Origin of the sequence: Brachybacterium sp. P6-10-X1 (assembly GCF_001969445.1) — a bacterium.
GTDB lineage: Bacteria > Actinomycetota > Actinomycetes > Actinomycetales > Dermabacteraceae > Brachybacterium.
The window spans coordinates 1873149-1895716 of the sequence record NZ_CP017297.1; the positions used below are offsets into that span (position 1 = coordinate 1873149).

18 protein-coding genes and 1 tRNA gene are annotated in these 22568 nt (G+C 72.3%); 5 read left to right on the forward strand and 14 right to left on the reverse strand.

Going from position 1 to position 22568, the window contains the following annotated elements:
- Positions 1–130: 130 nt before the first annotated feature.
- The 3 genes from nusG to BH708_RS08610 all read right to left on the reverse strand — a co-directional run bounded on the left by nusG (position 131) and on the right by BH708_RS08610 (position 1518).
- The gene (gene nusG, locus BH708_RS08600) at positions 131–1033 is read right to left on the reverse strand and encodes a transcription termination/antitermination protein NusG (RefSeq protein WP_076808124.1); all 903 of its coding nucleotides are present in this window, start codon (positions 1031–1033) and stop codon (positions 131–133) included.
- Positions 1034–1109: 76 nt separating this feature from the next.
- Positions 1110–1382, reverse strand: a complete 273-nt coding sequence (secE, locus tag BH708_RS08605) for a preprotein translocase subunit SecE (protein ID WP_076811017.1) — start codon at positions 1380–1382, stop codon at positions 1110–1112.
- A 63-nt stretch (positions 1383–1445) separates the two neighbouring features.
- Positions 1446–1518, reverse strand: a tRNA-Trp gene (locus BH708_RS08610).
- Positions 1519–1854: 336 nt separating this feature from the next.
- Here BH708_RS08610 and BH708_RS08615 point away from each other — a divergent pair.
- Complete coding sequence (locus BH708_RS08615; protein ID WP_076808126.1) at positions 1855–3099, forward strand: pyridoxal phosphate-dependent aminotransferase; 1245 nt, start codon at positions 1855–1857, stop codon at positions 3097–3099.
- A 37-nt stretch (positions 3100–3136) separates the two neighbouring features.
- The gene (locus BH708_RS08620; RefSeq protein WP_076808128.1) at positions 3137–4198 is read left to right on the forward strand and encodes an adenosine deaminase; all 1062 of its coding nucleotides are present in this window, start codon (positions 3137–3139) and stop codon (positions 4196–4198) included.
- 33 nt (positions 4199–4231) lie between these two features.
- Here BH708_RS08620 and galK read toward each other — a convergent pair whose 3' ends face one another.
- The 4 genes from galK to BH708_RS08640 all read right to left on the reverse strand — a co-directional run bounded on the left by galK (position 4232) and on the right by BH708_RS08640 (position 8775).
- Positions 4232–5500 (reverse strand): galactokinase, encoded by a 1269-nt coding sequence (gene galK, locus BH708_RS08625; RefSeq protein WP_083713400.1) that lies wholly within the window; start codon positions 5498–5500, stop codon positions 4232–4234.
- A 134-nt stretch (positions 5501–5634) separates the two neighbouring features.
- A complete protein-coding gene (locus BH708_RS08630; RefSeq protein WP_076808130.1) occupies positions 5635–6720 on the reverse strand; it encodes a beta-propeller fold lactonase family protein in 1086 nt (361 codons plus the stop codon).
- Positions 6717–8204, reverse strand: coding sequence for a threonine/serine exporter family protein (locus tag BH708_RS08635; RefSeq protein ID WP_076808131.1), 1488 nt, complete (start codon positions 8202–8204; stop codon positions 6717–6719). Before BH708_RS08635 ends, BH708_RS08630 begins: the two co-directional genes overlap by 4 nt.
- 280 nt (positions 8205–8484) lie before the next feature.
- On the reverse strand, positions 8485–8775 hold the full coding sequence (locus BH708_RS08640; RefSeq protein ID WP_076808133.1) for a DUF3017 domain-containing protein: 291 nt from the start codon (positions 8773–8775) through the stop codon (positions 8485–8487).
- Positions 8776–8863: 88 nt separating this feature from the next.
- Here BH708_RS08640 and BH708_RS08645 point away from each other — a divergent pair, with 88 nt between their 5' ends.
- Positions 8864–10378 carry an aspartate ammonia-lyase gene (locus BH708_RS08645; RefSeq protein WP_076808135.1) on the forward strand — a complete coding sequence of 505 codons (1515 nt, stop codon included), beginning with the start codon at positions 8864–8866 and terminating at the stop codon, positions 10376–10378.
- Positions 10379–10919: 541 nt separating this feature from the next.
- Here BH708_RS08645 and ppk2 read toward each other — a convergent pair.
- The 3 genes from ppk2 to purN all read right to left on the reverse strand — a co-directional run bounded on the left by ppk2 (position 10920) and on the right by purN (position 14377).
- Positions 10920–11825 (reverse strand): polyphosphate kinase 2, encoded by a 906-nt coding sequence (gene ppk2 / locus BH708_RS08650; RefSeq protein WP_076808137.1) that lies wholly within the window; start codon positions 11823–11825, stop codon positions 10920–10922.
- A 127-nt stretch (positions 11826–11952) separates the two neighbouring features.
- Entirely contained in the window at positions 11953–13635 is a 1683-nt protein-coding gene (gene purH, locus BH708_RS08655) for a bifunctional phosphoribosylaminoimidazolecarboxamide formyltransferase/IMP cyclohydrolase (RefSeq protein ID WP_076808139.1), read from the reverse strand.
- Between the two features lie 169 nt (positions 13636–13804).
- Positions 13805–14377 (reverse strand): phosphoribosylglycinamide formyltransferase, encoded by a 573-nt coding sequence (gene purN / locus BH708_RS08660; protein WP_076808140.1) that lies wholly within the window; start codon positions 14375–14377, stop codon positions 13805–13807.
- 118 nt (positions 14378–14495) lie between these two features.
- Between purN and BH708_RS08665 the strand changes: the two genes are divergently transcribed.
- On the forward strand, positions 14496–14921 hold the full coding sequence (locus BH708_RS08665; protein ID WP_076808142.1) for a hypothetical protein: 426 nt from the start codon (positions 14496–14498) through the stop codon (positions 14919–14921).
- On the opposite strand, the gene BH708_RS08670 is transcribed toward BH708_RS08665, so the two are convergent.
- Positions 14899–16521, reverse strand: coding sequence for a DUF6350 family protein (locus BH708_RS08670; protein ID WP_076808144.1), 1623 nt, complete (start codon positions 16519–16521; stop codon positions 14899–14901). The two genes, BH708_RS08665 and BH708_RS08670, sit on opposite strands and share 23 nt — an antisense overlap.
- A 171-nt stretch (positions 16522–16692) precedes the next feature.
- Between BH708_RS08670 and BH708_RS08675 the strand changes: the two genes are divergently transcribed.
- Positions 16693–18006 carry an isochorismate synthase MenF gene (locus BH708_RS08675; protein WP_076808145.1) on the forward strand — a complete coding sequence of 438 codons (1314 nt, stop codon included), beginning with the start codon at positions 16693–16695 and terminating at the stop codon, positions 18004–18006.
- Between the two features lie 24 nt (positions 18007–18030).
- Here the strand turns inward: BH708_RS08675 and BH708_RS08680 are convergent, their stop codons facing one another.
- The 3 genes from BH708_RS08680 to BH708_RS08690 are packed head-to-tail and all read right to left on the reverse strand — an operon-like array spanning position 18031 to position 22543.
- Positions 18031–19653, reverse strand: coding sequence for a S1C family serine protease (locus BH708_RS08680; RefSeq protein WP_253705526.1), 1623 nt, complete (start codon positions 19651–19653; stop codon positions 18031–18033).
- Complete coding sequence (menD, locus tag BH708_RS08685; protein ID WP_076808149.1) at positions 19650–21518, reverse strand: 2-succinyl-5-enolpyruvyl-6-hydroxy-3-cyclohexene-1-carboxylic-acid synthase; 1869 nt, start codon at positions 21516–21518, stop codon at positions 19650–19652. Before menD ends, BH708_RS08680 begins: the two co-directional genes overlap by 4 nt.
- Before the next feature lie 47 nt (positions 21519–21565).
- On the reverse strand, positions 21566–22543 hold the full coding sequence (locus BH708_RS08690) for an o-succinylbenzoate synthase (RefSeq protein WP_076808151.1): 978 nt from the start codon (positions 22541–22543) through the stop codon (positions 21566–21568).
- Positions 22544–22568 lie beyond the last annotated feature (25 nt).

The following is a 22568-nucleotide window of genomic DNA, read 5'->3' on the forward strand; positions in this document are numbered from 1 at the left end:
CTCCCGCACGGAGCGGGGAAAGGTCCGGTGCGACGTTACCTGCACGTCGCGTCGGCGTCGACCGGGATCGAGGGTGATCCTGGTCGTACTCCCGCGGCCGGAGCCGCGGCGCCGATCAGATCGTGGCGACTCAGATCTTGGCGACCTGGTCGAAGCCGAGCTCGACCGGGGTCTCGCGCCCGAAGATGGACACCAGGACCTGCAGCTTCTGCGACTCCGCGTGGATCTCGGAGATCGAGGCCGGCATGGTCTCGAAGGGGCCGTCCATGACGGTGACGGACTCGCCGACGGAGAAGTCGGGCATCTTCTGCGCGGCCGCGGGCTTGCTCGCCGAGCCGGAGCTGCGCTTCTTCTCGGGCAGGCCCACGGACGGCTCGAGCATCGAGTAGATCTCGTCGAAGTTCAGCGGAGTCGGCTCGGTGGCGTTGCCGACGAAGCCGGTCACGCCCGGGGTGTCCCGCACGACCCGCCAGGATTCGGTGGTCAGGTCCATCCGCACCAGCACGTAGCCGGGGATGCGCACGCGACGGACGATCTTCTTCTGGCCGTTCTTGACCTCGGTCGCGTCCTCCATCGGGACCTGGACCTCGAAGATGTAGTCCTCCATGTCCTGGGTCTCGGTCCGCGTGGCCAGCTGGGTCTTCACACGGTTCTCGTGACCGGAGTAGGAGTGGATGACGTACCACTCGCCGAGCGCGGCGCGCAGATGACGGCGCAGCTGGACCAGCGGGTCCTCCTCGTCGGGAACCTCATCGGCGGAGGCACCCTCGCCCTCGGCGGCAGTGTCACCGGAGGCGTCCTCGTCGGTCGCGTCCTCGTCGGCCGCGGAGCCGTCGTCGGAATCCTCGTCGGCAGCGGCGCCGCCGAAGGCGGTCTCGTCGACCTCATCGCCGGACGCACGGACCTCGTCGGCGGAATCGCTCGGTTCGGAGGTGCTCTCCGCGGAGGCCGCGGCCTGCGGGGAGGACGAGAACGACAGGGAGTCGTCGGCGTCCTGGTAGGACTCTTCGGGGGATGAGGTCTGATCGCTCATCAGCGGGAACCTGCTTTCCTGACGGCTGGGGACTGATCGGGCACGGTACGCGTACTTCCTGCGGCGCGGGCCGGCCTCAGAGCCCCGCGTCGGGGTCCGAGAACGCGATCCGGGACAGCCAGCTGAACGCGGCGTCGAGGCCGAAGATCAGCAGGATCATCACGATGACGAACACCAGGACGGTGAACGAGTACATGACCAGCTCCGTGCGGGTCGGGACGACGACCTTCCTGAGCTCCGCGAGGACCTGGCGGACGAACAGACCGATGGCCAGGAACGGGTTCTTGGACCCGGAGCCCGGCGCGTCGCCCCTGGTGGGCGCCGACGAGGCGTTCTGGCTGGAATTCACGTCAGGACTGTCCGATCTCATCGAGGTCATCCGCATCCGACCGGGTGGACCCGGCCGGATCGGCAGGGCAGACAGGGCTCGAACCTGCAACCTGCGGTTTTGGAGACCGCTGCGCTACCAATTGCGCCACTGCCCTTCACGAGGGTGTCCCCCGCGAGGTCGATCCGCGCCACCTCGGGGGTGATCGCGATTCTGACCAGCGACCAGCATACAAGCCTCGGCGGCCGGGTGCGAATCCGCTGGCGTCAGATCACATCACACCCGTGGCGCGCCGGAGCCGGTGCCGTCGCCGACCGAAAAGGACCTTACCCTCTCGGCCCGGCCGCCCGCGCGCCACTCGCCCGCCGGCACCCCACTGCCCGCACCCGGCGGCCCGCGGCCGACCGCCCGCGCCCGTCCGCCCGCGTGATGGATGGGGATCTGATCGCTGGTCGTCCTGGCACGAGGAGGAGACCTCTGCCACGATAGGCAGGTGACCTCCGACAACGCCCTCCCCACCGCCAGCACCTCTCCCTCCGCTCCGCACGAGCGCATCTCGCAGCGGGTCGGCGCGATCTCGCCCTCGGCGACGCTCGCGGTCGACGCCAAGGCCAAGGCCCTGAAGGCGGCCGGTCGACCGGTGATCGGCTTCGGCGCCGGCGAGCCCGATTTCCCGACGCCCGCGCACATCGTCGAGGCCGCGGCCGAGGCGGCCCCGGTCCCTGCGAACCACCGCTACTCCCCCACGCCCGGACTGCCCGAACTGCGCGCGGCCCTGGCCGAGACGATCTCCGCCTCCACCTCCCTGCCGATCGAGCCGGCGCAGGTCCTGGTCACCAACGGCGGCAAGCAGGCCGTCTACCAGACCTTCGCGACCCTGCTGGACCCGGGTGACGAGGTGCTGCTGCCGGCCCCCTACTGGACGACCTACCCCGAGGCGATCCGTCTGGCCGGCGCCACCGAGGTGCCGGTGCTGGCCGGTGTCGACCAGGGCTATGTGCCCACGATCGAGCAGCTCGAGGCGGCCCGGACCGAGCGCACCCGCGCGATCGTCGTCTGCTCCCCGTCGAACCCGACCGGTGTGGTGCTCGGCGCCGAGCAGCTGGCGGAGCTGGGTCGCTGGGCCCACGAGCACGGGATCTGGATCGTCACCGACGAGATCTACCAGCACCTGACCTACGACGGCGTGCCCTTCACCTCGATCCTCGCGGTGGTCCCGGAGCTCGCCGGGTCCACGGTGATCCTGGGCGGGGTGGCCAAGTCCTTCGCCATGACCGGATGGCGGGTGGGCTGGATGGTCGGGCCGAAGGACGTCATCGCCGCGGCGAGCAACCTGCAGTCCCACCTGACCTCGCACGTGAACAACATCGCCCAGCGCGCCGCGATCGCGGCGGTGACCGGCCCCATGGAGGCCGTCGAGGAGATGCGCATCGCCTTCGACCGCCGCCGTCGGACCATCGTCGAGAAGCTCGCCGGCGTGCCCGGTTTCACGGTCCCCACCCCCACCGGGGCCTTCTACGCCTTCCCCGACGTCTCCGGGGCGCTGGATCGGCAGATCCGGGGCCGGCAGGTCACCACCTCGACGGAGCTGGCCACGGTGATCCTCGAGGAGGCCGAGGTCGCGGCCGTTCCCGGAGAAGCATTCGGCGCGCCGGGACACCTGCGCTTCTCCTACGCCCTGAACGACCAGGAGCTCGTCGAGGGCATCGACCGCGTGGCCGCGCTGCTGGCGGAGTGAGACCGCTGCTTCCCGGCGGCAGGACGGCGAGGTCCCGATGACCGCGGCGCTCGCCGCCGGCCGGGACCTGGTCGCGCTGCCGAAGGCGCATCTGCATCTGCATTTCACCGGGTCGATGCGTCCCTCGACCCTGATCGAGATGGCCGCGCAGCGCGGTATCCGTCTGCCCCGGTCCCTGACCGACGACGTCGCGCTCCAGGTCGAGCCGACACGGCGCGGCTGGTTCCGCTTCCAACGCCAGTACGACGCCGCCCGCGCCGTGGTCGACTCCGAACCGGCGATGCGGCGCATCGTCGATGAGGCCGCGCACGATGATGCCGCCGAAGGGTCGGGCCGCCTCGAGCTCCAGGTCGATCCCACCAGTTACGCACCGTTCGTCGGGGGTCTCACCCCCGCGCTGGAGATCGTGCTGGACCAGGCCGAACGCTCGGAGCGGGAGACCGGCGTGAGCATCGGCATCATCGTCGCCGCCTCCCGGACACGACACCCCTTGGATGCCCGCACGCTGGCACGACTGGCGGCGCTCCATGCCGGACGCGTGATCGGATTCGGGCTGTCCAACGACGAGCGCCGCGGCACGACCGCGGACTACGGCCCGGCGTTCCGGATCGCCCGCGAGGCGGGGCTGCTCTCGGTGCCGCACGGCGGGGAGCTGCTGGGCCCGGCGCACATCGAGGACGTCCTGGACCACCTGGCCCCGAGCCGGCTCGGCCACGGGGTGCGCTCGGCCGACGACCCGGCGCTGCTGGCCCGAATCGTCGAGGCCGGGATCGGGCTCGAGGTGTGCCCGGCCTCGAACGCCTCGCTCGGGGTGGTCGACGATGCCGTCGACGTGCCGCTGCGACAGCTGGTCGACGCCGGCGCACAGATCGCTCTCGGGGCCGACGACCCGCTGCTGTTCGGCTCCCGCCTGGTTCAGCAGTACGAGACGGCACGTGCTGTCGGCTTCAGCGACACGGAGCTGGCGCACCTCGCCGCGGACTCGATCCGGGTCTCCGCCGCGGATGCCGACACCCGCCGACGACTGCTGGAGGGGGTGCGCGATTGGCTCGCCGCCCCCGCACCGGCACCGGCTCCGCAACCGGGCGAGAAGGCCTGAGCCTCGTGTCCGAGCCGGGAACGGCAGCTGTGCTCAGCGGTCCTGTCCAGCACCCTCGGACGGCAGAGCGAGGAAGAACTCCGGGGCCGTGAGGCCGTGATCGGCGAAGGACGCGGCGATCGCCGCCGCCACCGACTCCGCCTGCTCGGCCTCGACCAGTGCGATCGTGGAGCCGCCGAACCCGCCTCCGGTCATCCGGGCCCCGTGGGCCCCGGCCTCCCGAGCGGCGTCCACCGCGACGTCCAGCGCCGGGACGGTCACCTCGTAGTCGTCCCGCAGCGAGTCGTGGGACGCGTTCAGCAGCGCCCCGAGCTCGTCGACGTGCGCCCGCACCGTCCCGGCGGCCAGCAGCGCATCGACGTCGCGCACCCGCTGGATCTCGGTGAGCACGTGCCGGGCCCGACGACGGACCTGCTCGTCGTCGATCCGCCCGAGCAGCTCCTGGAGCTGCTCGACATCGGCGTCGCGCAGGGTGGCGACGCCCAGCAGCTCGGCCGCCCGCTCGCTGTCCGCACGACGGGCCGTGTACTCCCCGTCGACGTGGGAGTGCTCGGCACGGGTATCGGTGATCAGCAGCGCCAGGCCCTGGGTCTCCAGGTCCCACGGCACGGGACGGGTGGAGAAGTCCCGGCAGTCCAGGAACAGCGCGTGCCCGGCGCGGGAGAGCACGGACGCCGACTGGTCCAGACCGCCCGTGGAAGCGCCGGCGAAGTCGGTCTCCGCGGTGATCGCGGCCCGCACCCGGTCCAGCGGCCGGGTGCCCAGGCTCAGCAGCGCATCCATCGCCTCCGCGGCAGCACATTCCAGCGCGGCCGAGCTGGACAGCCCCGCCCCCAGCGGCACCTGGCCGTCGATCATGATGTCCATCCCCTGCGTGGATGCCCCGGAGATGTGCTTGCGCAGCGCCCACAGCACGCCGGCGACGTATGCCGGCCAGCCCTCGACGATGCCCGGCGTGAGCTCGCGCGCGTCCAGGTCCAGGACGCGGTCGTCCTGCGCCGAGCGCAGCCGCACGCGGTCGGTGGGCGTGCGGGCCGCCGCGGCGAAGCAGCGGTGCGAGATGGCCATCGGCAGGCAGAGCCCGTCCTGATAGTCGACGTGCTCGCCGATGATGTTCACCCGGCCCGGCGCGGACCACACCCCGTCGGGCGCGTACCCGAAGGACTGGACGAACAGCGCCTCGGCGCGGGCGGCGGCTTCCTCGCGATCCGGGGCCGCCGAGAGCGTCACCGGGGCGGTCTCCACGGCCCCGCCGCCGGAGCGGCGGGAGGGATCGGTGCCGGCGTCTGCGGCAGTGTTCATCGATGTTCCTTCCGAACTGTCGGGGCCGGATCGGCCGGACGGGCCCGGGCGATCTCCGGCACAGCGTGCGAAAGTCTAACCGTCACCGCGACAAGAGTCCGGGAACGGTGCCTCGGGAGCGCGCCGTGCGCAGTTCAGGGGCGCACGGCGACGCAGGATGCCGAGGGGGCGGGGATCGGATCCGCGGCCACCGAGAGCACGTCGTCGTCCCGGCGCAGCACATCGATCCGGTCGCCCTCCTGGGCGGCGACCAGCACCAGCTGACCGAGCTGGGTGAAGTGACGGGGATGCGCGCCGACCTCGATCTCCGAGCTGATCTGGGGACGCATCATGGTCAGCGACAGCGCCGAGAGGGTGTCCGGTCCCCGGTTGGCGACCAGCAGCACCGACTCGTCGGCCGTCAGCTCGAGGTGGGAGAGCGCGTTCTCACCCTCCGTCCGGCTGCCGGGGATCACCGAGCGCACGCTCCAGCGGTGGCTGGAGCCGCGCAGCGCCGGCGGCGTGCTCGACTCCGGTTCGGAGGGACGGCGCACCGCCGTCGCGATCGCGCCGGAGAGCTCGCAGGAGATGTGCAGCTGCTCGGATTCATGGTCGGCCGCGAGGTGCCGCGGGCCGCTGCCCCGGTGCAGCGGGATCTCGCCGACCAGTCCCATCTGTCCCTCGTCGTCCTGGCGGTACAGGAAGACGCGGTCCAGGCCGAGGTCCGGCACCGCGAGCGAGTCCGTGCCGGGCAGCGCGGTGACCTGGTGGGGATGGGGCGTCCCGTCCTCCCCGAGATCGCGATGGTGATCGACGTCGATGAGCTCGACGGGCACCCCGTCCGCGTCCAGGCGCACCGTCTCGACGGTGCCGGATCCGTAATCGGCCACCAGCAGCGTCCCCGCGGTCCGTCCCGGGGCGAGGTGGCAGCCACCGGAGCCCTCGAGCGTGAGATCGGCGACGAGCTCGGCCGTGGAGCCGTCGGGGGCGACGCGCACCGCGGCCACCCGGGTGGGGTCCGTCTCCAGCACCGCGTACAGCAGGCTGCCGTCGGCGCTCCAGAGCACGAAGGACGGGTCCGGAAGGTCGACCGTCGGCCCCCGCCGCACCGTCAGGGCCCCGGCGCCCTCCCCCGCTTCGGCCCCGTCGCCCTGGGTCAGGTGCAGCAGCTCGAGGCCGGAGCCCCGCCCGCTCCCGCTGCGGGAGTAGCTGCCGACGGCGATGGTCGCGGTGGTGCTCATGTGTTCTCCTCGGAGTCGATCCGCCGTCCCGGGTCCTCCTGCGGAGGGTCGAGGTCCTCGAGACCGTCGATGTCCTCGAACATCGAGGGGGACAGCGCTGTCATCTCGCCCGTCATCGTAGAGGGCTCGACGACCTCCTGGCCGTCACGACGCCTCCGGCGGCGCGAGCCCAGGGAGAGACGTCGGCGGCGCAGCGTGGTGAACGGCGAGGAGATGCTCGGGGTGTAGGCGATGCCCGTGCGGCGGAAGTAGGGGACGATCCGGGCGGCCAGCAGCTGGCCGAGCACGATCCCGGCGGCGATGCCGACCGCGATCTCGCCGGCGCTGAACAGGTCGGCGGCCCCGGAGCCGACATCGTCGCCCAGGCCCAGCAGACCACGGTAGATGAGGCTGCCGGGGACCAGCGGGATGACCCCGCCCATGACGAACACCAGGGCCGGGGCGCGCAGGCGGTCGCCCAGCGCCACGGCGACCATGCCGGAGATGAAGGCGGCGAGCGCCACGGCGTACACGCGATCGAGGACGAGGCCGGCGAGCAGGTGGGAGATCAGCCCGGACACCAGCGAGACGGCCGCGATCCAGGGCAGCATCCGCCATGGCACATGGGTGCCCACGCCGTAGCCGACGCCCATCCCGAGCCCGGCGACGACCACCCAGACGATGGTGATCAGCGAGATCGGGATCGAGGCGCTGACCGAGATGTCGGTGCCGAGCGCGTCCGCGAACAGCATGCCGCCGCGCACACCGGCCACGATGCCGACGGTGAGCATCAGGGTCTCCAGCATGCGGCCGGCAGCCGTGAGGTACCAGCCGGTCACGGCGTCCTGCACCGCACCGATGGACGCGAGACCGGTCAGCTGCACGATGATGCACGAGACCACGACGATCGAGGAGTTGACGGTGGGGTTGATCAGGCCGACCAGCACCGCGACGCCGACGGCCAGGAAGCCGCCGAAGGCCTGACCGTAGAAGGCCGGGATGTGCATCCTCGACAAGAACACCCCGGCGGCGGTCAGCAGCCCCGAGGCGAGCGTCGCGGCGACGAGCACGAGCGGGTCCGCCCCGAAGTACAGCGAGAGGGAACCGCCCATCACGGCGAAGCCGAGCACCACCAGCGGCAGCTTGTTGGCAGGGGCCGTCTGCGGGACCGTCTCGGCCGCGCGGCGGGCCTCCTCCAGCGGGATCTCACCGCTGATGTAGTCGTGGGTGATGTCCTCGAACGCGGCCAGGCGCGCGAAGTTCTGGGTCCTGGCGCTGGCGGCGCGGACCCTGGTGAACGGGGTCGCCGACTCGTCGGCGAGATACGAGATGATCACCTCGTCGAAGGTCACCTGAACGGAGACGTTGCGCAGGCCGGAGGAGCTGGTGATCCGCAGGACGGTCGCGGTCACCTCCGAGGCGGCCGCGCCGTTGCCGAGCAGCCCTACGCCGACCCTCATCGCGAGGTCGAAGACGGCATGGAGCCGGACAAGATCGGTGGGCACGGGACTGATCGTCCCACACGCACCAGCTCGGTACACAGCTCTCGGGACCCTGGTGCTCGTCACATTCCGGGCGGCCGACGCGGCACCGCACCCGACCGCCCGAGGGCGTCCGGACGGCTGCTGCGGCGGGGTGCGGTTCACGGGTTCCCACGGGGTGCGGGGAGGGGTCCACGGGGCGCGGGAAGCGGTCGACGGACGCGGGGAGCGGTCGACGGAGGCGGGGCGGGGCCGACAGGGTGCGGGAAGGCGGGCCGACGGGTGGCGGACCGCCCGGTCCGACTCAGAGGTTCGGGGAGACCGAGAGCACGCCGAGCCCGAGAGCCAGGACGGCGAGCACCCCGACGTCGATCAATCTGGTGCGCACCGCGAGCGCCCCGGCGGACTGCACCGGCAGCACGGCCCGCAGCAGGGCGAGCACCCCGAGCAGTGCGGCCAGCAGTTGACCTGCCAGGGGCGCGCCGACGACGATCCCGACCACCGCGATCGCGACCACGGCCAGGACCGACAGGACCAGCACCCACTGCCGGCGGCAGGCGGCGCCCACGGTGAAGGGAGAACTCTCGGAACGCACGTGCCCATGCTACGGCTCCGGCGCGGCTACGCTGGCCGGAAGGTCGGCAACGCCGTCGACCACTTCGCGACCTGGAGGACTCCTCGACATGACCAGCCCCGGTTCGACGCCCGACACCGCGACACGCACGGAGCACGACCTGCTCGGCGATCGCGAGGTCCCTGCGGACGTCTACTACGGCATCCAGACCCTGCGCGCGCAGGAGAATTTCCACATCACCGATGTGCCGCTCAGCCATTTCCCCCGCCTGATCGAGGCACTCGCCCAGGTCAAGCGCGCCACGGCCCGGGCCAATCATCGCCTGGGTGCACTCGACGACGAGCGCGCGGCCGCCATCGAACAGGCCTGCGCGGAGATCGCCGGCGGCGACCTCACCGAGCACTTCGTCGTGGACATGATCCAAGGCGGTGCCGGGACCAGCACCAACATGAACGCCAACGAGGTCATCGCGAACCGTGCCCTGGAGATCCTGGGCCGGGACAAGGGCGACTACGAGCACCTCCACCCGAACAACCACGTCAATCTGGCCCAGTCCACCAACGACGTGTACCCCACGGCACTGCGCCTGGCGATGATGCTGACGTTCCCCGCCCTGGCCGAGTCGATGGACCATCTGATCACCACGCTGCGAGAGAAGGGCGAGGAGTTCTCCCAGGTCCTGAAGATGGGCCGCACGCAGATGCAGGATGCGGTCCCGATGACCGTGGACCAGGAGTTCAACGCCTGGGCCACCACGATCGACGAGGACGTCCAGCGTCTCACCCGCACCGCCACCCTGTTCCAGGAGATCAACCTGGGCGCCACCGCGATCGGCACCGGGATCACCACCGATCCGCGCTACGCCCAGCTGGCCGCCCGGGAGCTGTCCGAGCTGACCGGGGTGCCCTTCGTGGTCGCCGCGGACCTGGTCGAAGCCACCAGCGACACCGGTGCCTTCGTGACCTATTCGGGGATCCTCAAGCGCATCGCCGTGAAGATCTCGAAGATCTGCAACGATCTGCGCCTGCTGTCCTCGGGGCCGCGGGCGGGCCTGCACGAGCTCAATCTGCCGTCGGTCCAGCCGGGCAGCTCGATCATGCCCGGCAAGGTGAACCCGGTGATCCCGGAGGTCGTGAACCAGGTGGCCTTCGAGGTGATCGGCAACGACCTCACGGTGACCTTCGCCGCCGAGGGCGGCCAGCTGCAGCTGAACCCCTTCGAGCCGGTGATCGGATTCAACATCCTCGAGTCCACGCGCATCATGACCCGGGCGATGAACACCCTGGCCGATCGGTGCATCTCCGGGATCACGTTGAACCACGACATCCTCGAGGACCATCTGCGCCGCTCCATCGGCGTGGTCACCGCACTGGTCCCGGTGATCGGATACGCCGCCGCCACGGACGTCGCCTCGGACGCCCTGGACACGGGCCGCCCGGTGGCCGACCTGGTGCTCGAGCGGGGGCTGCTGGACGAAGGCCGACTGAACGCGCTGCTGTCCCCCGCATCGATGACCGCCCCGCACCGGGCGACCCCCACCGGCACCATGCCGGCCGTCGAGGACCCGGGCCTGGACTCCGGGGAGATCACCAGGCTCCCGATGGACTTCCCCGCCGACATCTGACGGGCCCCGCCGGCGGCTGGTCCGGGCCGCGCCGGTGTCCGAGCCGGGCCGCGCCGGCGTCTATTCCGGGTCCCACCGGCGTCTGAGCCGGGCCGCGCGTCGACACGCCCGCCCGTTCCACCGATCCGCGACGCCTGCGGGCCGGATCGGTGGAATGGATGCGGGTGGTGCGGCGCGTCGGCGTCTAGTCCGGGCCCGGCCGGTGTCCGAGCCGGGCCGCGCCGGCGTCTATTCCGGGTCCCACCGGCGTCTGAGCCGGGCCCCGCGTCGACACGCCCGCCCGTTCCACCGATCCGCGACGCCTGCGGGCGGGATCGGTGGAACGGGTGCGGGTGGTGCGGCGCGTCGCGACCCATGGCGGTCTCAGGACACAACAGGAGGCTCCTCAACGCACAAGTCACCGCACAGGCCCCTCAACCCACGAGTCACCGCACAGGCCCCTCAACCCACGAGTCGCCGCTCGAGCCCCTCAACACACGTGTCGCCGCTCGGGCCCCTCGGCCCAGCCGCGATGCTCACCCGTCGACGGCAACGGCGACGCTCACTCGTCGGCCTCTTCCATCTTGCCGCGCATGACGAGCTTCGGGTCCGGGGTGCCGATGACCTCGTGGTCCTTGTCCTCGTACTCGAACTGAGACAGGAAGAAGCGCATCGCGTTCAGCCGTGCCCGCTTCTTGTCGTTGGAGCGGATGATGGTCCACGGCGCGTACTTCTTGTCCGTGCGGCGGAACATCTCCTCCTTGGCCTGCGTGTATGCCTCCCAGCGATCCAGGGACTCCAGGTCCATCGGAGACAGCTTCCAGCGCCGCACCGGATCCAGCTGGCGGATCGCGAAGCGGGTGCGCTGCTCCTTCTGGGAGACGGAGAACCAGAACTTGGTGACGTAGATGCCGGAGTCGACGAGCATGCGCTCGAAGTACGGCACCTGATGCATGAAGGTCTCGTACTCCTCCGGGGAGGCGAAGCCCATGACCCGCTCGACGCCGGCGCGGTTGTACCAGGATCGGTCGAACAGCACCATCTCGCCCTCGGTGGGCAGATGCTGGATGTAGCGCTGGAAGTACCACTGGCCGCGTTCGCGGTCACTGGGCTTGTTCAGCGCCACGACGCGGGCGGTGCGCGGGTTCAGGTGCTCCGTGAAGCGCTTGATGGTGCCGCCCTTGCCGGCCGCGTCGCGCCCCTCGAAGATGATGATCGACTTCTGATCGTTGTCCTCGAGCCAGTACTGGTACTTCAGCAGTTCGACCTGGAGCTTGTACTTCTCGCGCTCGTACTCCTCGCGATCCATCCGCGTCTCGTAGGGGTACCCCTCCTGCCAGGTGTAGACGGGGTTGCCCTGCGGATCGATGAGGTCCGGATCAGGCGTATGACCGTCCGCGACCGTGTACCCCTCGTCGCGCAGATGCTCGATGTACTCGCGCAGGCTCTGGTTGTCGGGAATCCTCACGGCCACTCCTTCGGCATCACGCTGGTGTATGTCCCTCACTGTAGAGGTCAGGGCTGTCACTGCGGTGAACGCACCCGGCCCCGGTGCCGCGAGGACGCCGGGGCCGGGTGTCGGGAACCGACACGGTTCAGTGCGCGAAGTGGCGCGTGCCCGTCAGGTAGAGGGTCGCCCCGGCGGCGCGGCAGGCCTCGATGACCTCCTCGTCGCGGATGGAGCCGCCGGGCTGGACGATCGCGCGCACCCCCGCGTCGAGCAGGATCTGGGCGCCGTCGGCGAAGGGGAAGAAGGCGTCCGACGCCGCGACCGCGCCGCGGGCGCGCTCGGGGGCGAGGTCCCCCTCGGTGTGCTGGCCGAGGGTGTTGGCGCGGGAGACGGCCAGGCGGCAGGAGTCCAGGCGGTTGACCTGGCCCATGCCGAGTCCGACGGCGGCTCCGCCGCTCGCCAGCAGGATCGCGTTCGACTTCACCGCGCGCACGGAGCGCCAGGCGAAGGCGAGGTCCGCGAGGGTCGCCTCGTCGGCGGCGTCTCCGGCGGCCAGGGTCCAGGTCGAGGGATCATCGCCCTCGGCGTCGATCGCGTCGGCGTCCTGGACGAGCATCCCGCCCCAGATCTCTCGCATCTCGACATCGCGGGAGTACCCGCTCTCCAGGCGCAGGATCCGCAGGTTCTTCTTGGTGCGCAGCAGCTCGAGCGCTTCGTCGTCGTAGGCCGGGGCCAGGATGACCTCGGTGAAGATCGGTTTGACCTGCTGAGCCATGGTGAGCGTGACGGGACGGTTGGTCGCGATCACACCGCCGTAGGCGGACAGCGGGTCGGTGCCGTGGGCGCGCAGGTGCGCGGCGGCGATGTCCTCGCCCTCGGCCGCCACGGCGATGCCGCAGGGGTTGTTGTGCTTGACCACGGCGACGCACGGACGCTCGTGATCGAAGGCGGCGCGCACGGCGGCGTCGGCGTCGACGTAGTTGTTGTAGCTCATCGCCTTGCCGCCGAGCTGCTCGGCGCCGGCGATGCCGGGCTCCGCGGGATCGGTCACCGCCAGGCGGGCTCGCTGATGGGGGTTCTCGCCGTAGCGCAGTGTGGCGGTGAAGCCGAGCTCGGCGGCGTCCTCGTCGCTGAGGTCGAGGATGCTCCGGGGGGCGTCGGCCTCGACGTCCTGGGCACCATCCAGCGCATCACCCCGCGCGCCGTCCTGCGCATCGCCCTCGACCTCGGGGAGCTGGTCGAGCATCCAGTCGCTGATCGCGTCGTCGTACTCGGCGGTGCGGGTGAAAGCGATGGTGGCGAGCTCCTGGCGCTCGGCCAGGGTGAAGCCCCCCGCCGCGGTGGCCTCGCCGGCGGTCGCGTAGACCTCGGGGTCCACGACCACGGCGACGGAGGCGAAGTTCTTCGCCGCGCCGCGCACCATGGAGGGCCCGCCGATGTCGATCTTCTCGATGATCTGGTCGAAGGTGCCGCCGGCGGCGACGGTCTCGCTGAACGGGTAGAGGTTCACCACCACCAGGTCGAAGGGGGCGATGTCGTGCTCGGCCAGCTGGGCGCGGTGGGACTCCAGGCGCTGGTCGGCGAGGAGGCCGCCGTGGACGCGGGGGTGGAGGGTCTTCACACGGCCGTCGAGCATCTCGGGGAAGCCGGTCACCGCCTCGACGTCGGTCACCGCGAGGCCGGCCTCGCGGAGGGTGGCACCGGTGGAGCCGGTGGAGACGATCTCGACGTCATGCTCGACGAGGGTGCGGGCGAGGTCGACGATGCCGGTCTTGTCGAAGACGGAGATGAGGGCGCGGCGGATCGGGCGGCGCGAGGCGGTGGTCACGAGGCGTGCTCCTGTTCGGATCGGGCTGTGCGGATCTGACTCTGCAGCGGGCACCCAGGCGGTCGATGCCCACAACCGTCACTCCCCGGTGGTCGCCCACCTTCGCCAGTCGTGTGCCACCACTGTAGCGGCCCCCGTGCCTCATGGCATCCGGAGCCCGTCCGGGCCGTCAGCGAGCGGCGGCGAGGCGGCGGACGACGTCGACCAGCAGGGGCTGCTCGACCGCCTTGATGCGCTCGTGCAGGGTGTCCTCGGTATCGGTCTCGAGCACGTCGACGGCGGTCTGGGCGAGGATCCGTCCGGTGTCCACCCCGGCATCGACCTCGATGACGCTCGCGCCGGTGATCTTCACCCCGTGGGCGAGGGCGTCGCGCACCCCATGGGCGCCGGGGAAGGCCGGCAGCAGCGCCGGATGGGTGTTGATGATGCGTCCGCCGAAGGCGGCCAGCAGCGGCGGTCCGACGAGCTTCATGAAGCCGGCCAGGACCACCAGCTCGGGCTCCAGACGGGTCACGGCAGCGGTGAGGGCGCGGTCCCACGCGGCGCGGTCGGCGTGGTCGGCCAGGCGCACCACCTCGATGGGGATCCCGGCGCCGCGCGCGTGCTCGAGGCCCGAGGCCTCGCGGTCGGCGATCACGCCGACGACGGCGTAAGGGCACGTGGGCTCCTGCGCCGCGCGCAGCAGCGCGGCGAGGTTGGAGCCGGTGCCGGAGATGAGGACGGCGACGGGGGTGCGGGTCACCGGGCCAGGCTAGTCGCCGGCGGGGCCTGCAGCGAGCGCCCGGCATGACCGACACCCCCGAGCGGGCCGTCGCGGACGTCGGTGCCCGTGCCCAGGGGTACCGGGCACAATAGGTTCGATGAGCAACGAGCACCAGGACGATCAGGATCGGCGCCCCTCCGACGAGGCCCCGGCCCGCTCCCGACGACTTCTGGGCGTCCTGGTCGTGACGATGCTCGCGTCGTGGCTGCTGCTGATGGCTCCGCTGCCGTTCTCCTTGGCCGCCGGGGTCACCGCGCTGGTCGCGATGGTGCTGCTGGTGCTGCTGTCGGTGCAGTCCTTCCGCGAGGGCCGCTGGGGCATGGGGGTGATCGGGGTGCTGGTGGGTGTCCCCGCCACGCTCATGATCGTGGCCGGTTCCCTGCTCTCGCTGCTGTTCTACGGTCCGATGGCGGAGGTCGAGGAGTGCCGCTCCACGGCGATCACGGAGCAGGCACAGGCGCAGTGCGAGACCGAGGCCCAGGACTCCATGGCCGGCTGGGTCAGCTCTCTGCTGGGCGGTTGATGCCGTCCTCGCCCTCCGCGTCGCGCTCGTGATCGGTCGACGCGTCCGTGGCGTCCTGCCCGTTCACGACCTCCCCGTCGAGGACGGCGTCCTCTGCAGAAGCGGGAGAGCGGGCGGAGATGGGAGAGCCGACGTACCCGGGAGAGCCGGCGGAGACGGGAGAGTCGGCGGGCGTGCCGGGAGAGCCGGGGGTGGCGGACGAGGCCGGCTCGGCGGCCGAGGCCGCGGATGAGGCCGAGGCCGGCGAGGTGGATGATCCGGCCGACGACGGCGGGGCGGGGCGGGGCGGGGCAGGGAGCGTCGGCCCGGATCTGGTCTCCGAGGGGGCCCGCTCGCTCGTCTCGGCCCGGTCGACCCTCGCCCGCAGGGACGTCATGCTCGTGCGCGCCCAGGGCAGCAGCGGCGTCGCGAGCACACCGATCACCCCACCGGTGGCGAGCACGGCGAGGCCGACCAGCGGCAGCAGGAAGGAGCCCATCTGCGGTCCGAGGTGCACGAGCCTCCCCTCACCGATGCCTCCCGTGGACAGCCCCGCGAGCAGCAGCACGGCGACGACCACGACGGCGGGATAGGCGATCCAGGCGGTGATCCGGTCGCGGCGCTCGAGATCCGCCACGTCCCGGACCAGGCGCACCGCACCGAGCGCGATCGGGATCACCGGCAGCACCAGCAGCACCCAGGTCCATCCGGGGAAATCACCGGGCCCGGGAATGGCTCCCAGCATCGGCAGCGCGGGCATCACGCCCGTCTCGGACCCGCCCAGGGAGAGCTCGGTGGTGGTGCCGAGACCCACGGTGCCGCCGGCGACGACCACCAGGGCCCACACCGCCAGCAGCGGCAGCAGCGCCAGTTGGACGAGAGTGAGCACGAGCCCACCGGTGACCCCGGGATCCAGACTCTCGAACAGGGAGGACTGCGCCGGCACCGACACCAGCAGCATCACCACGGTCGTCCCCAGCCCCACGCAGAGCAGTCCGAGCAGAGCGATGAGCGCGGCCCGGGCGACGTCGCCGTAGGGGGAGGGAAGCAGGTCGAGCACCCGCACGCCGGGCACCGTCGAGGTGGCCTCACGGCGCAGCGACCACAGCAGCCCCGTCAGCCCTCCGAGGACCGCCACCATCGCGCCGGAGACGAACGCGGAGGTCACCACGGGGCTGGTGTCGATGCTGCGCCCGATTCCGGCGAGCACCCCCACCCCGATCGCATAGACCACGGCGTAGGAACCCAGCGCCCCACCGGCATCGCGCAGGGCACGGAGGCGCAGCACCCCGTCGTCGCGGACCAGGCGGAGCGCCCGGCCCACCCGGCGCATCCCGAGCGCGGCCAGGACCAGCAGCAGGGCGAGCAGCCCGAAGGGCGTCAGGGTCACCGATCCGTCGATCACCCCGGTGCTCAGGATGATCCCGCCCCCGTGGCCCAGCACCAGGACGTTCAGCGCGATGATGATCGCGTCCAGGACGCTCGCGGTCGAGCGGGTCCCGGCGACCTGGGCGGCCAGCGCGGGCACCACGACCACGGCGAGCGCGGTGCCCAGCGAGAGCGCTGCGGCGAGCGCTCCGCGGACCAGGGGTGTCGCGATGCTGTCGCCGGTGCTGCTCACGAACTGCTCCTTGGGCGGGTCACGACGGGGGAAGCGGATCCGAAGCGGGTCCGGGGACCCCACGTTCGGGGTCGCGCTCCATGGTCGCACCTCCTCGTGTCCGGACCGTGCATCCCGGGACGGGACGCGGGTCACGGCGCGCGGCGGGTTCGGTGTCGCATAATGATGTCGATGCCCGCCCCGAATCTGAACCCCGAGGACACCGAGCACCCGGTGACGCTGTCCGTCCGCACCCTGCGGCTGGAGGAGTCCGTCGACCTCCTCGGCCATATTCCCGCCGCGGTCAGCGGCGCCTGGCTGCGCCACGGTCAGGGCGTGGTCGCCCTCGGGACGGCCTGGTCCACGCGGACCACCGGGCCCCACCGCTTCGCCGCCGCCAGCTCCGCCTTCCAGAGCCTGGCATCCCGCGCCCTGGTGGACGACGAGGTGCGCACCCGCACCAGTGGACTGATCGCCCTGGGGAGCTTCTCGTACGCCGACAGCTCCGAGCGCGCCTCCCAGCTGATGGTCCCCCGGGCTCTGCTGGGGGTCCACGACGGGGAGTCGTTCCTGACCGTGGTCGGTGTCGACGAGGATCCGGTGCTGCCCACGTCGTGGCGCGACCTGTTCCCCTCCACCCCCGTCGGCCCCTCGACCGCCGACGCGCTGGAGGTCGAGGCGGACCACACACCCGATGAGTACCAGGCGCTGGTCGACGAGGCCGTCGCCGAGATCCGGCAGGGCCGTGCCGCCAAGGTGGTGCTCTCCGAGCGCACCACGGTCCGTGCGTCCCAGAGCATCCGACCGGCAGTGCTGCTGGCCCGGCTGGCCCGCGCCTACCCGAGCACCTGGGTGTACCACCTCGACGATGTGATCGGTGCGAGCCCGGAGATGCTGGCCCAGACCGAGAACGGCCGGGTGTTCTCCCGCGTCCTGGCCGGAACCCGACCGGTGGCGGACGACGGCGAGCTCGACGAGATCGACCGCCGCGCTTTCCGCTCCGACGCCAAGGAGCTGTCCGAGCACGCCTTCGCGGTGGAGTCGGTGACAGAGCGCCTGGCGGGCCTGGCCGAGGGCATCGACGTCTCCCCGGAGCCGTTCGTCCTGCGGCTGCCGGGACTGGAACATCTGGCCTCGGACGTCTCTGCCAGCCTGCGCAACGGCGTGACCAGCTTGGACGTCGCCTCGCGGCTGCACCCCTCGGCCGCCGTGTCGGGCACTCCACGGGAAGCGGCCGACGAGATCATCGCCCGGCTGGAGCCGCGCGACCGGGGCGGCTACGCCGCCCCCGTGGGCTGGATGGACGGCCGGGGCGACGGGCAATGGGCGATCGCCCTGCGGATGGCGCATCTGGGTGACGACCGGACGGTCACGCTGCACGCCGGCGGTGGGCTGGTGGCCGCCTCGGATCCGGTGTCCGAGCACGCCGAGGTGCTGGCGAAGTGCCGACCGATGCTGCGCGCGCTGCGGGGCGAGCCCCATGAGGACCCGTCCGAACTCCCCTGAGTTCCCGGACCCTCGCCGGACGGGTCAGCTCGGGCTGGTGCCCAGGGTGATCTCCAGGGTCTGCTGATCCTGGCCCCGCACCACCGTCAGGGTGTGCTCCGAGCCGACGGCCATGCCGCGCACGATGCCGGTGAGGGCGGCGGCGCCGCCGACGTCGGTGTCGTCGATCCCGGTGATCAGGTCGTCCTTGCGCAGTCCGGCCTCCGCGGCGGGGCTGCCGGGCTCGACGCTGACCACCTGCGCGCCATGGTGGGCGACGTCACCGAGGGTGGCCGTGCCATCGGTGCTGGTGACCCCCATGAAGGCGTGGTCGGCGGACCCGTCCTCCCGGAGCTGCTCGGCGATCATCGTCGCGGTGTTCGCGGGGATCGCGAAGCCCAACCCGATGCTGCCGGCCTTGCCGGAGGCGTTCGGGATCCCGGCGATCGAGGAGTTGATGCCGATCACCTGACCGGCGGCGTCCACGAGCGGGCCGCCGGAGTTGCCGGGGTTGATCGCGGCATCGGTCTGGATCGCGGAGGTGTAGGTCGCCTTCGAGCCGCCCGCCTCACCGGTGGCCGAGACCGGTCGGTCCACGGCAGAGATGATCCCGGTGGTCACGGTGTTCTCCAGGCCCAGCGGGGTTCCCAGCGCCATGACAGGCTGCCCGACGGCGACGGTCGAGGAGTCCGCGAAGGTGGCCGGCTGCAGATCCTCCGGCGGGGAGTCCAGCCGGATCACCGCCAGGTCCGTGGAGGGATCGGTGCCGACGATCGAGGCGGTGTAGCTCAGGCCGTCGCTCATCGTCACCTGCACGGCTTGGGCGTCCTGGACGACATGGTTGTTGGTGAGGATGGAACCGTCCTCACCGAGCACCACGCCGGTGCCCTGGGCGGTGCCGGAGCCGGTGGCGACCTCGATCGCGACGGCGCTGGGAGAGACCTGCTCCGCCACCGAGGCCCAGTCGGGGTCGTCGACGGTGGAGACCGAGGCGGGGCTGGCGTCGGCGGTGCGGGGCGGGGCCTCCTGCGCGGTCGACGTGGGTTCCGGGCTCAGCAGCTGGTCGTAGGCGACGACACCGCCGAGCGTGAGCCCGCTGGAGACGAGCATGCCGAGAGCGACCAGACCGGTCACCCCGGCCCACCCTGGTCCGCGACGGCGCGCGGCCGCCGGGGCCCCTCCGCTCGCGCCGGCGGGAGACGGTCCGCCCGGCGCCGCGGCGGTCTGGCCGGTCGCACCGGCCTGCATCGCCGGGCCGGCCGGTGCCGGGCTCCCGTAGGGATCACCGAACGCCGCGGGATGGGCGAAGGCGCCGCGGTCCTCCCTCGCGGCGGACCAGGGCCGCGCGGAACCGGGTCCGTCGGCTGCGGCGTACGGGTCGAGACGCTCGGTGGGCGCGGTGTCGGAGCTGCCGGCGGATCCCGGCGGCGTGGCCGACGGGGACGGCGTGGTCGACGGTGTCTGCGCGGCCGACGGCGCCGAGGCGACGGGACCGCCCGGGGCCGGGGCGCCGTAGTCGAAGTGTGGTCGGGCCTGCTCGGGCTCCCGCGGGGTCGGGTCCTCGCCGAGCCGGTCCTGTTCGGGGGAGCGCGGAGTCGGATCGTCCCCGGACCGGTCCTGGCCGGGCCGGCCCTGCGGAGTCTCGTACGGGTCGTGTGCGTCCTTCATGTCTGCCATGGGACCACCTCCATCGCCAGGTTCTCCGAATATGGGCTGTACTCATCCTGGACGAGGAGCATCCGCAGGCCGTGACCTCTCTCGGCCAGTGCGGGGGCGAGGCTGTCGGGGGTGACCCGTCGGGCACGCGCGCCGAGCGCTGCGGCCGCAGCGGCGATGTCGGTGCCGTGCGGGGTGGTGAAGAAGCGCCGCAGCAGCGCAGGCGGGGCCGCGGCGTGCTCGAGACCGGAGAAGATGCGCCCTCCCCCGTCGTCGACGACGATCACGTCCAGGTCCGGGGTCTGCTCCTCGGGGCCGATGATCAGCCCGGTGAGATCGTGCAGCGCGGTCAGATCCCCCATCAGCACACGGACACGGCCCGGGCCGCCACCGGCGTCGCCGGTATCGGCGTCGGTGGTATCGGCGTCGACGGAGGCGGCGTCCACGTCGACGTCGACTCGTTGCTGGGCCAGGGCGATGCCGCCGGCGAGCGAGGTGGTGCCGTCGATGCCGGCCAGCCCGCGATCGGCGATCACCCGTCCGGACGTCGACCCGGCATGCTGCTCGAGGTCCCGCACGAGGCTCGAGGATCCCAGGACCAGGGTGTCCCCCCCCCCCGTGGCCTCCCAGACGGCGAGCGCAGCCCGCTGCTGCCAGTCGACGGGTCGCCCCCCGTCGACCGCGGCGGCTTCCCGCCAGGCGACCAGATGGTCGCGGCGGCGGGCGTGCTCGGCGTCGTCGGCCCCGTCCTCGCCGATCGCGGCCGGCACCACCAGCCGCGCACGGCGCGCGGCGTCGGCCCAGTCGGGGTGCGGATCGACGACGATCACGTCGACGTCCTCGGCCCCCAGCAGCGCGCCGACGACGGGGCGGGACAGCGTCGGATGGCCCAGGACGATCGCGCGGTCAGGTCGCAGAGGGTGCTGCCGGTCGGCCATGATCTGCCCGAGCAGCGCCGGATAGCCGCGCACGAAGGACGGTCCTCCCCGCGCGCCCGAGCTCGGCTCCGCCAGCAGCGGCAGCGTGTGCCGCTCCGCGAGCTCGCGGGCGGCGCTCCCGGCGCCGTCCCCGGCCACGACGACCGTGCGGGAGGAGATCGGCACCGGCCGCGGCGTCGTCGGGATCGGGCGTGCGCGACGGGTCAGCACCAGGCGCTGCGACCCGGCGCCGACCGGGGTCATCGGCGCAGTCGGCCGGGTCTGCGCGACCGACGGCGCCGCTCGAGGCACGAGCGGGTCGCGGAAGCCGAGGTTGAGATGCACGGGGCCGGGATGGTCCCCGGTCGCGGCGGCGACGGCGCGGGCGATCGTGGAGACCGCGGTGCGCAGCTCGACCGGAGTGGCGGCGGCCGCGGTCGGTGCGGGCAGGTCCGCGTCGAACCGGGTCAGCGAACGGAACATGCCCGCCTGGCGGGTGGTCTGGTTCGCGCCGACGTCGCGCAGCTCGGCGGGGCGGTCCGCGGTCAGCACGATCAGGGGGACGCGGGCGTGGTGGGCCTCCATGACGGCGGCGTGCAGGTGGGCGGTCGCGGTGCCCGAGGTGGTCACGACGACCGCCGGATGCATCATGTCGTGGCGGGACAGCCCGAGCGCGGTGAACGCCGCCGCGCGCTCGTCGATGCGGACGTGGGCGCGGATGCGGCCGGGGCGCCGCGGTTCGCCGGCCTGCGAACCGGTGGCCGCGGGAGCAGAGACCTGCGGGTCGGCGAGACCGTAGACGAGCGGGGCGGAGCGCGACCCGGGAGCGAGGACCGCGTCGGTGGTGCCGAGCGCCGCCAGGGCACTCCAGAGGACGATCGCCTGGTCGACGGCACCGGACCCCGTCGGGGTGGGCAGAGGGATCCCGTCGGCCGGGGCGGCGTGTTCGCTGACGTGCATGGGACCAGCGTAGTTCGCCAGGTGGACCGGTCCTCCCGGCTCCTGGCTCAGAGCAGGTCGGCGCAATCCGTCAGGCGCTGCTGCCAGGCGGCGGCCGACTCCGCCGGGGCGGCATGCCGCTCCAGCAGCGCATCAGCGGGCTCCGGGCGGGCCACGGGCAGGGTGCCGCCCTCGGCGCGCAGCGGATCGGTGACCAGGTCCCCCGTCAGCAGGGTGGCCGTGGCGAGTCCGCAGGCGTACGAGAGGTCGGGCAGGGCGGCGGCGAGGGCGACGCCGGCGCTGAGGCCCACCCCGGATTCCAGAGCCGAGGAGACCACCACGGGAAGCCCTGCCTGCTCGGCCAGGTCCAGGCACCGCTGGACGCCTCCCAGCGGCTGCACCTTCATCACCAGCACGTCGGCCGCCTCCGCGCGCGCCACGCGCAGGGGATCCTCGGCGCGGCGCACCGATTCATCGGCGGCGATCGGCACGTCCAGGGCGCGGCGCAGGGCGGCGAGGTCCTCGATCTCGGCACAGGGCTGCTCGGCGTACTCCAGCCCGTCGGCGGCACGGTCCAGCACCGGGAGCGCCTCCAGGGCCTGCTCGAGGGTCCAGGCGGCGTTGGCGTCGACGCGCAGACGGGCGTCGGGCCCCAGGGCGTCCCGCACGGCCTCGAGCCGTTCGGCGTCCTCGGCGAGGGTCGAGGCGGGGTCGGCGACCTTGACCTTCGCGGTGCGGGCACCGCCGACGGTCGCGATCCGGTGGGCGAGCACGGCCGGGACCACGGGGATGGTGGCGTTGACCGCGATCCGGTCGCGGGCCGGGGCGGGACGGGTCGTGGTGGCGTCGGCGAGCGCGGCCCGCAGCCAGGTGGCGGACTCCTCGGTCCCGTAGTCCCAGAAGGGTGAGAACTCGGCCCAGCCGGCCGGTCCGTGCAGCAGGACGCCGTCCCGCTCGATGATGCCGCGGAAACGCGTGGTCAGGGGGATCGTCCACGCGGTCGCTCGGTCGATGCCGCGCTCGCGCAGGGCGGTGGGGATCTGCATTTCTCCAGGCTAGCGGGCCGGCGCC

Excerpts from the sequence above, each read along its gene's own strand:
- nusG (WP_076808124.1), bottom strand. The coding sequence starts at position 1,033 with ATGAGCGATCAGACCTCATCCCCCGAAGAGTCCTACCAGGACGCCGAC.
- BH708_RS08620 (WP_076808128.1), top strand. The coding sequence starts at position 3,137 with ATGACCGCGGCGCTCGCCGCCGGCCGGGACCTGGTCGCGCTGCCGAAG.
- galK (WP_083713400.1), bottom strand. The coding sequence starts at position 5,500 with ATGAACACTGCCGCAGACGCCGGCACCGATCCCTCCCGCCGCTCCGGC.
- BH708_RS08630 (WP_076808130.1), bottom strand. The coding sequence starts at position 6,720 with ATGAGCACCACCGCGACCATCGCCGTCGGCAGCTACTCCCGCAGCGGG.
- BH708_RS08645 (WP_076808135.1), top strand. The coding sequence starts at position 8,864 with ATGACCAGCCCCGGTTCGACGCCCGACACCGCGACACGCACGGAGCAC.
- BH708_RS08665 (WP_076808142.1), top strand. The coding sequence starts at position 14,496 with ATGAGCAACGAGCACCAGGACGATCAGGATCGGCGCCCCTCCGACGAG.
- BH708_RS08675 (WP_076808145.1), top strand. The coding sequence starts at position 16,693 with ATGCCCGCCCCGAATCTGAACCCCGAGGACACCGAGCACCCGGTGACG.
- BH708_RS08680 (WP_253705526.1), bottom strand. The coding sequence starts at position 19,653 with ATGAAGGACGCACACGACCCGTACGAGACTCCGCAGGGCCGGCCCGGC.
- menD (WP_076808149.1), bottom strand. The coding sequence starts at position 21,518 with ATGCACGTCAGCGAACACGCCGCCCCGGCCGACGGGATCCCTCTGCCC.
- BH708_RS08690 (WP_076808151.1), bottom strand. The coding sequence starts at position 22,543 with ATGCAGATCCCCACCGCCCTGCGCGAGCGCGGCATCGACCGAGCGACC.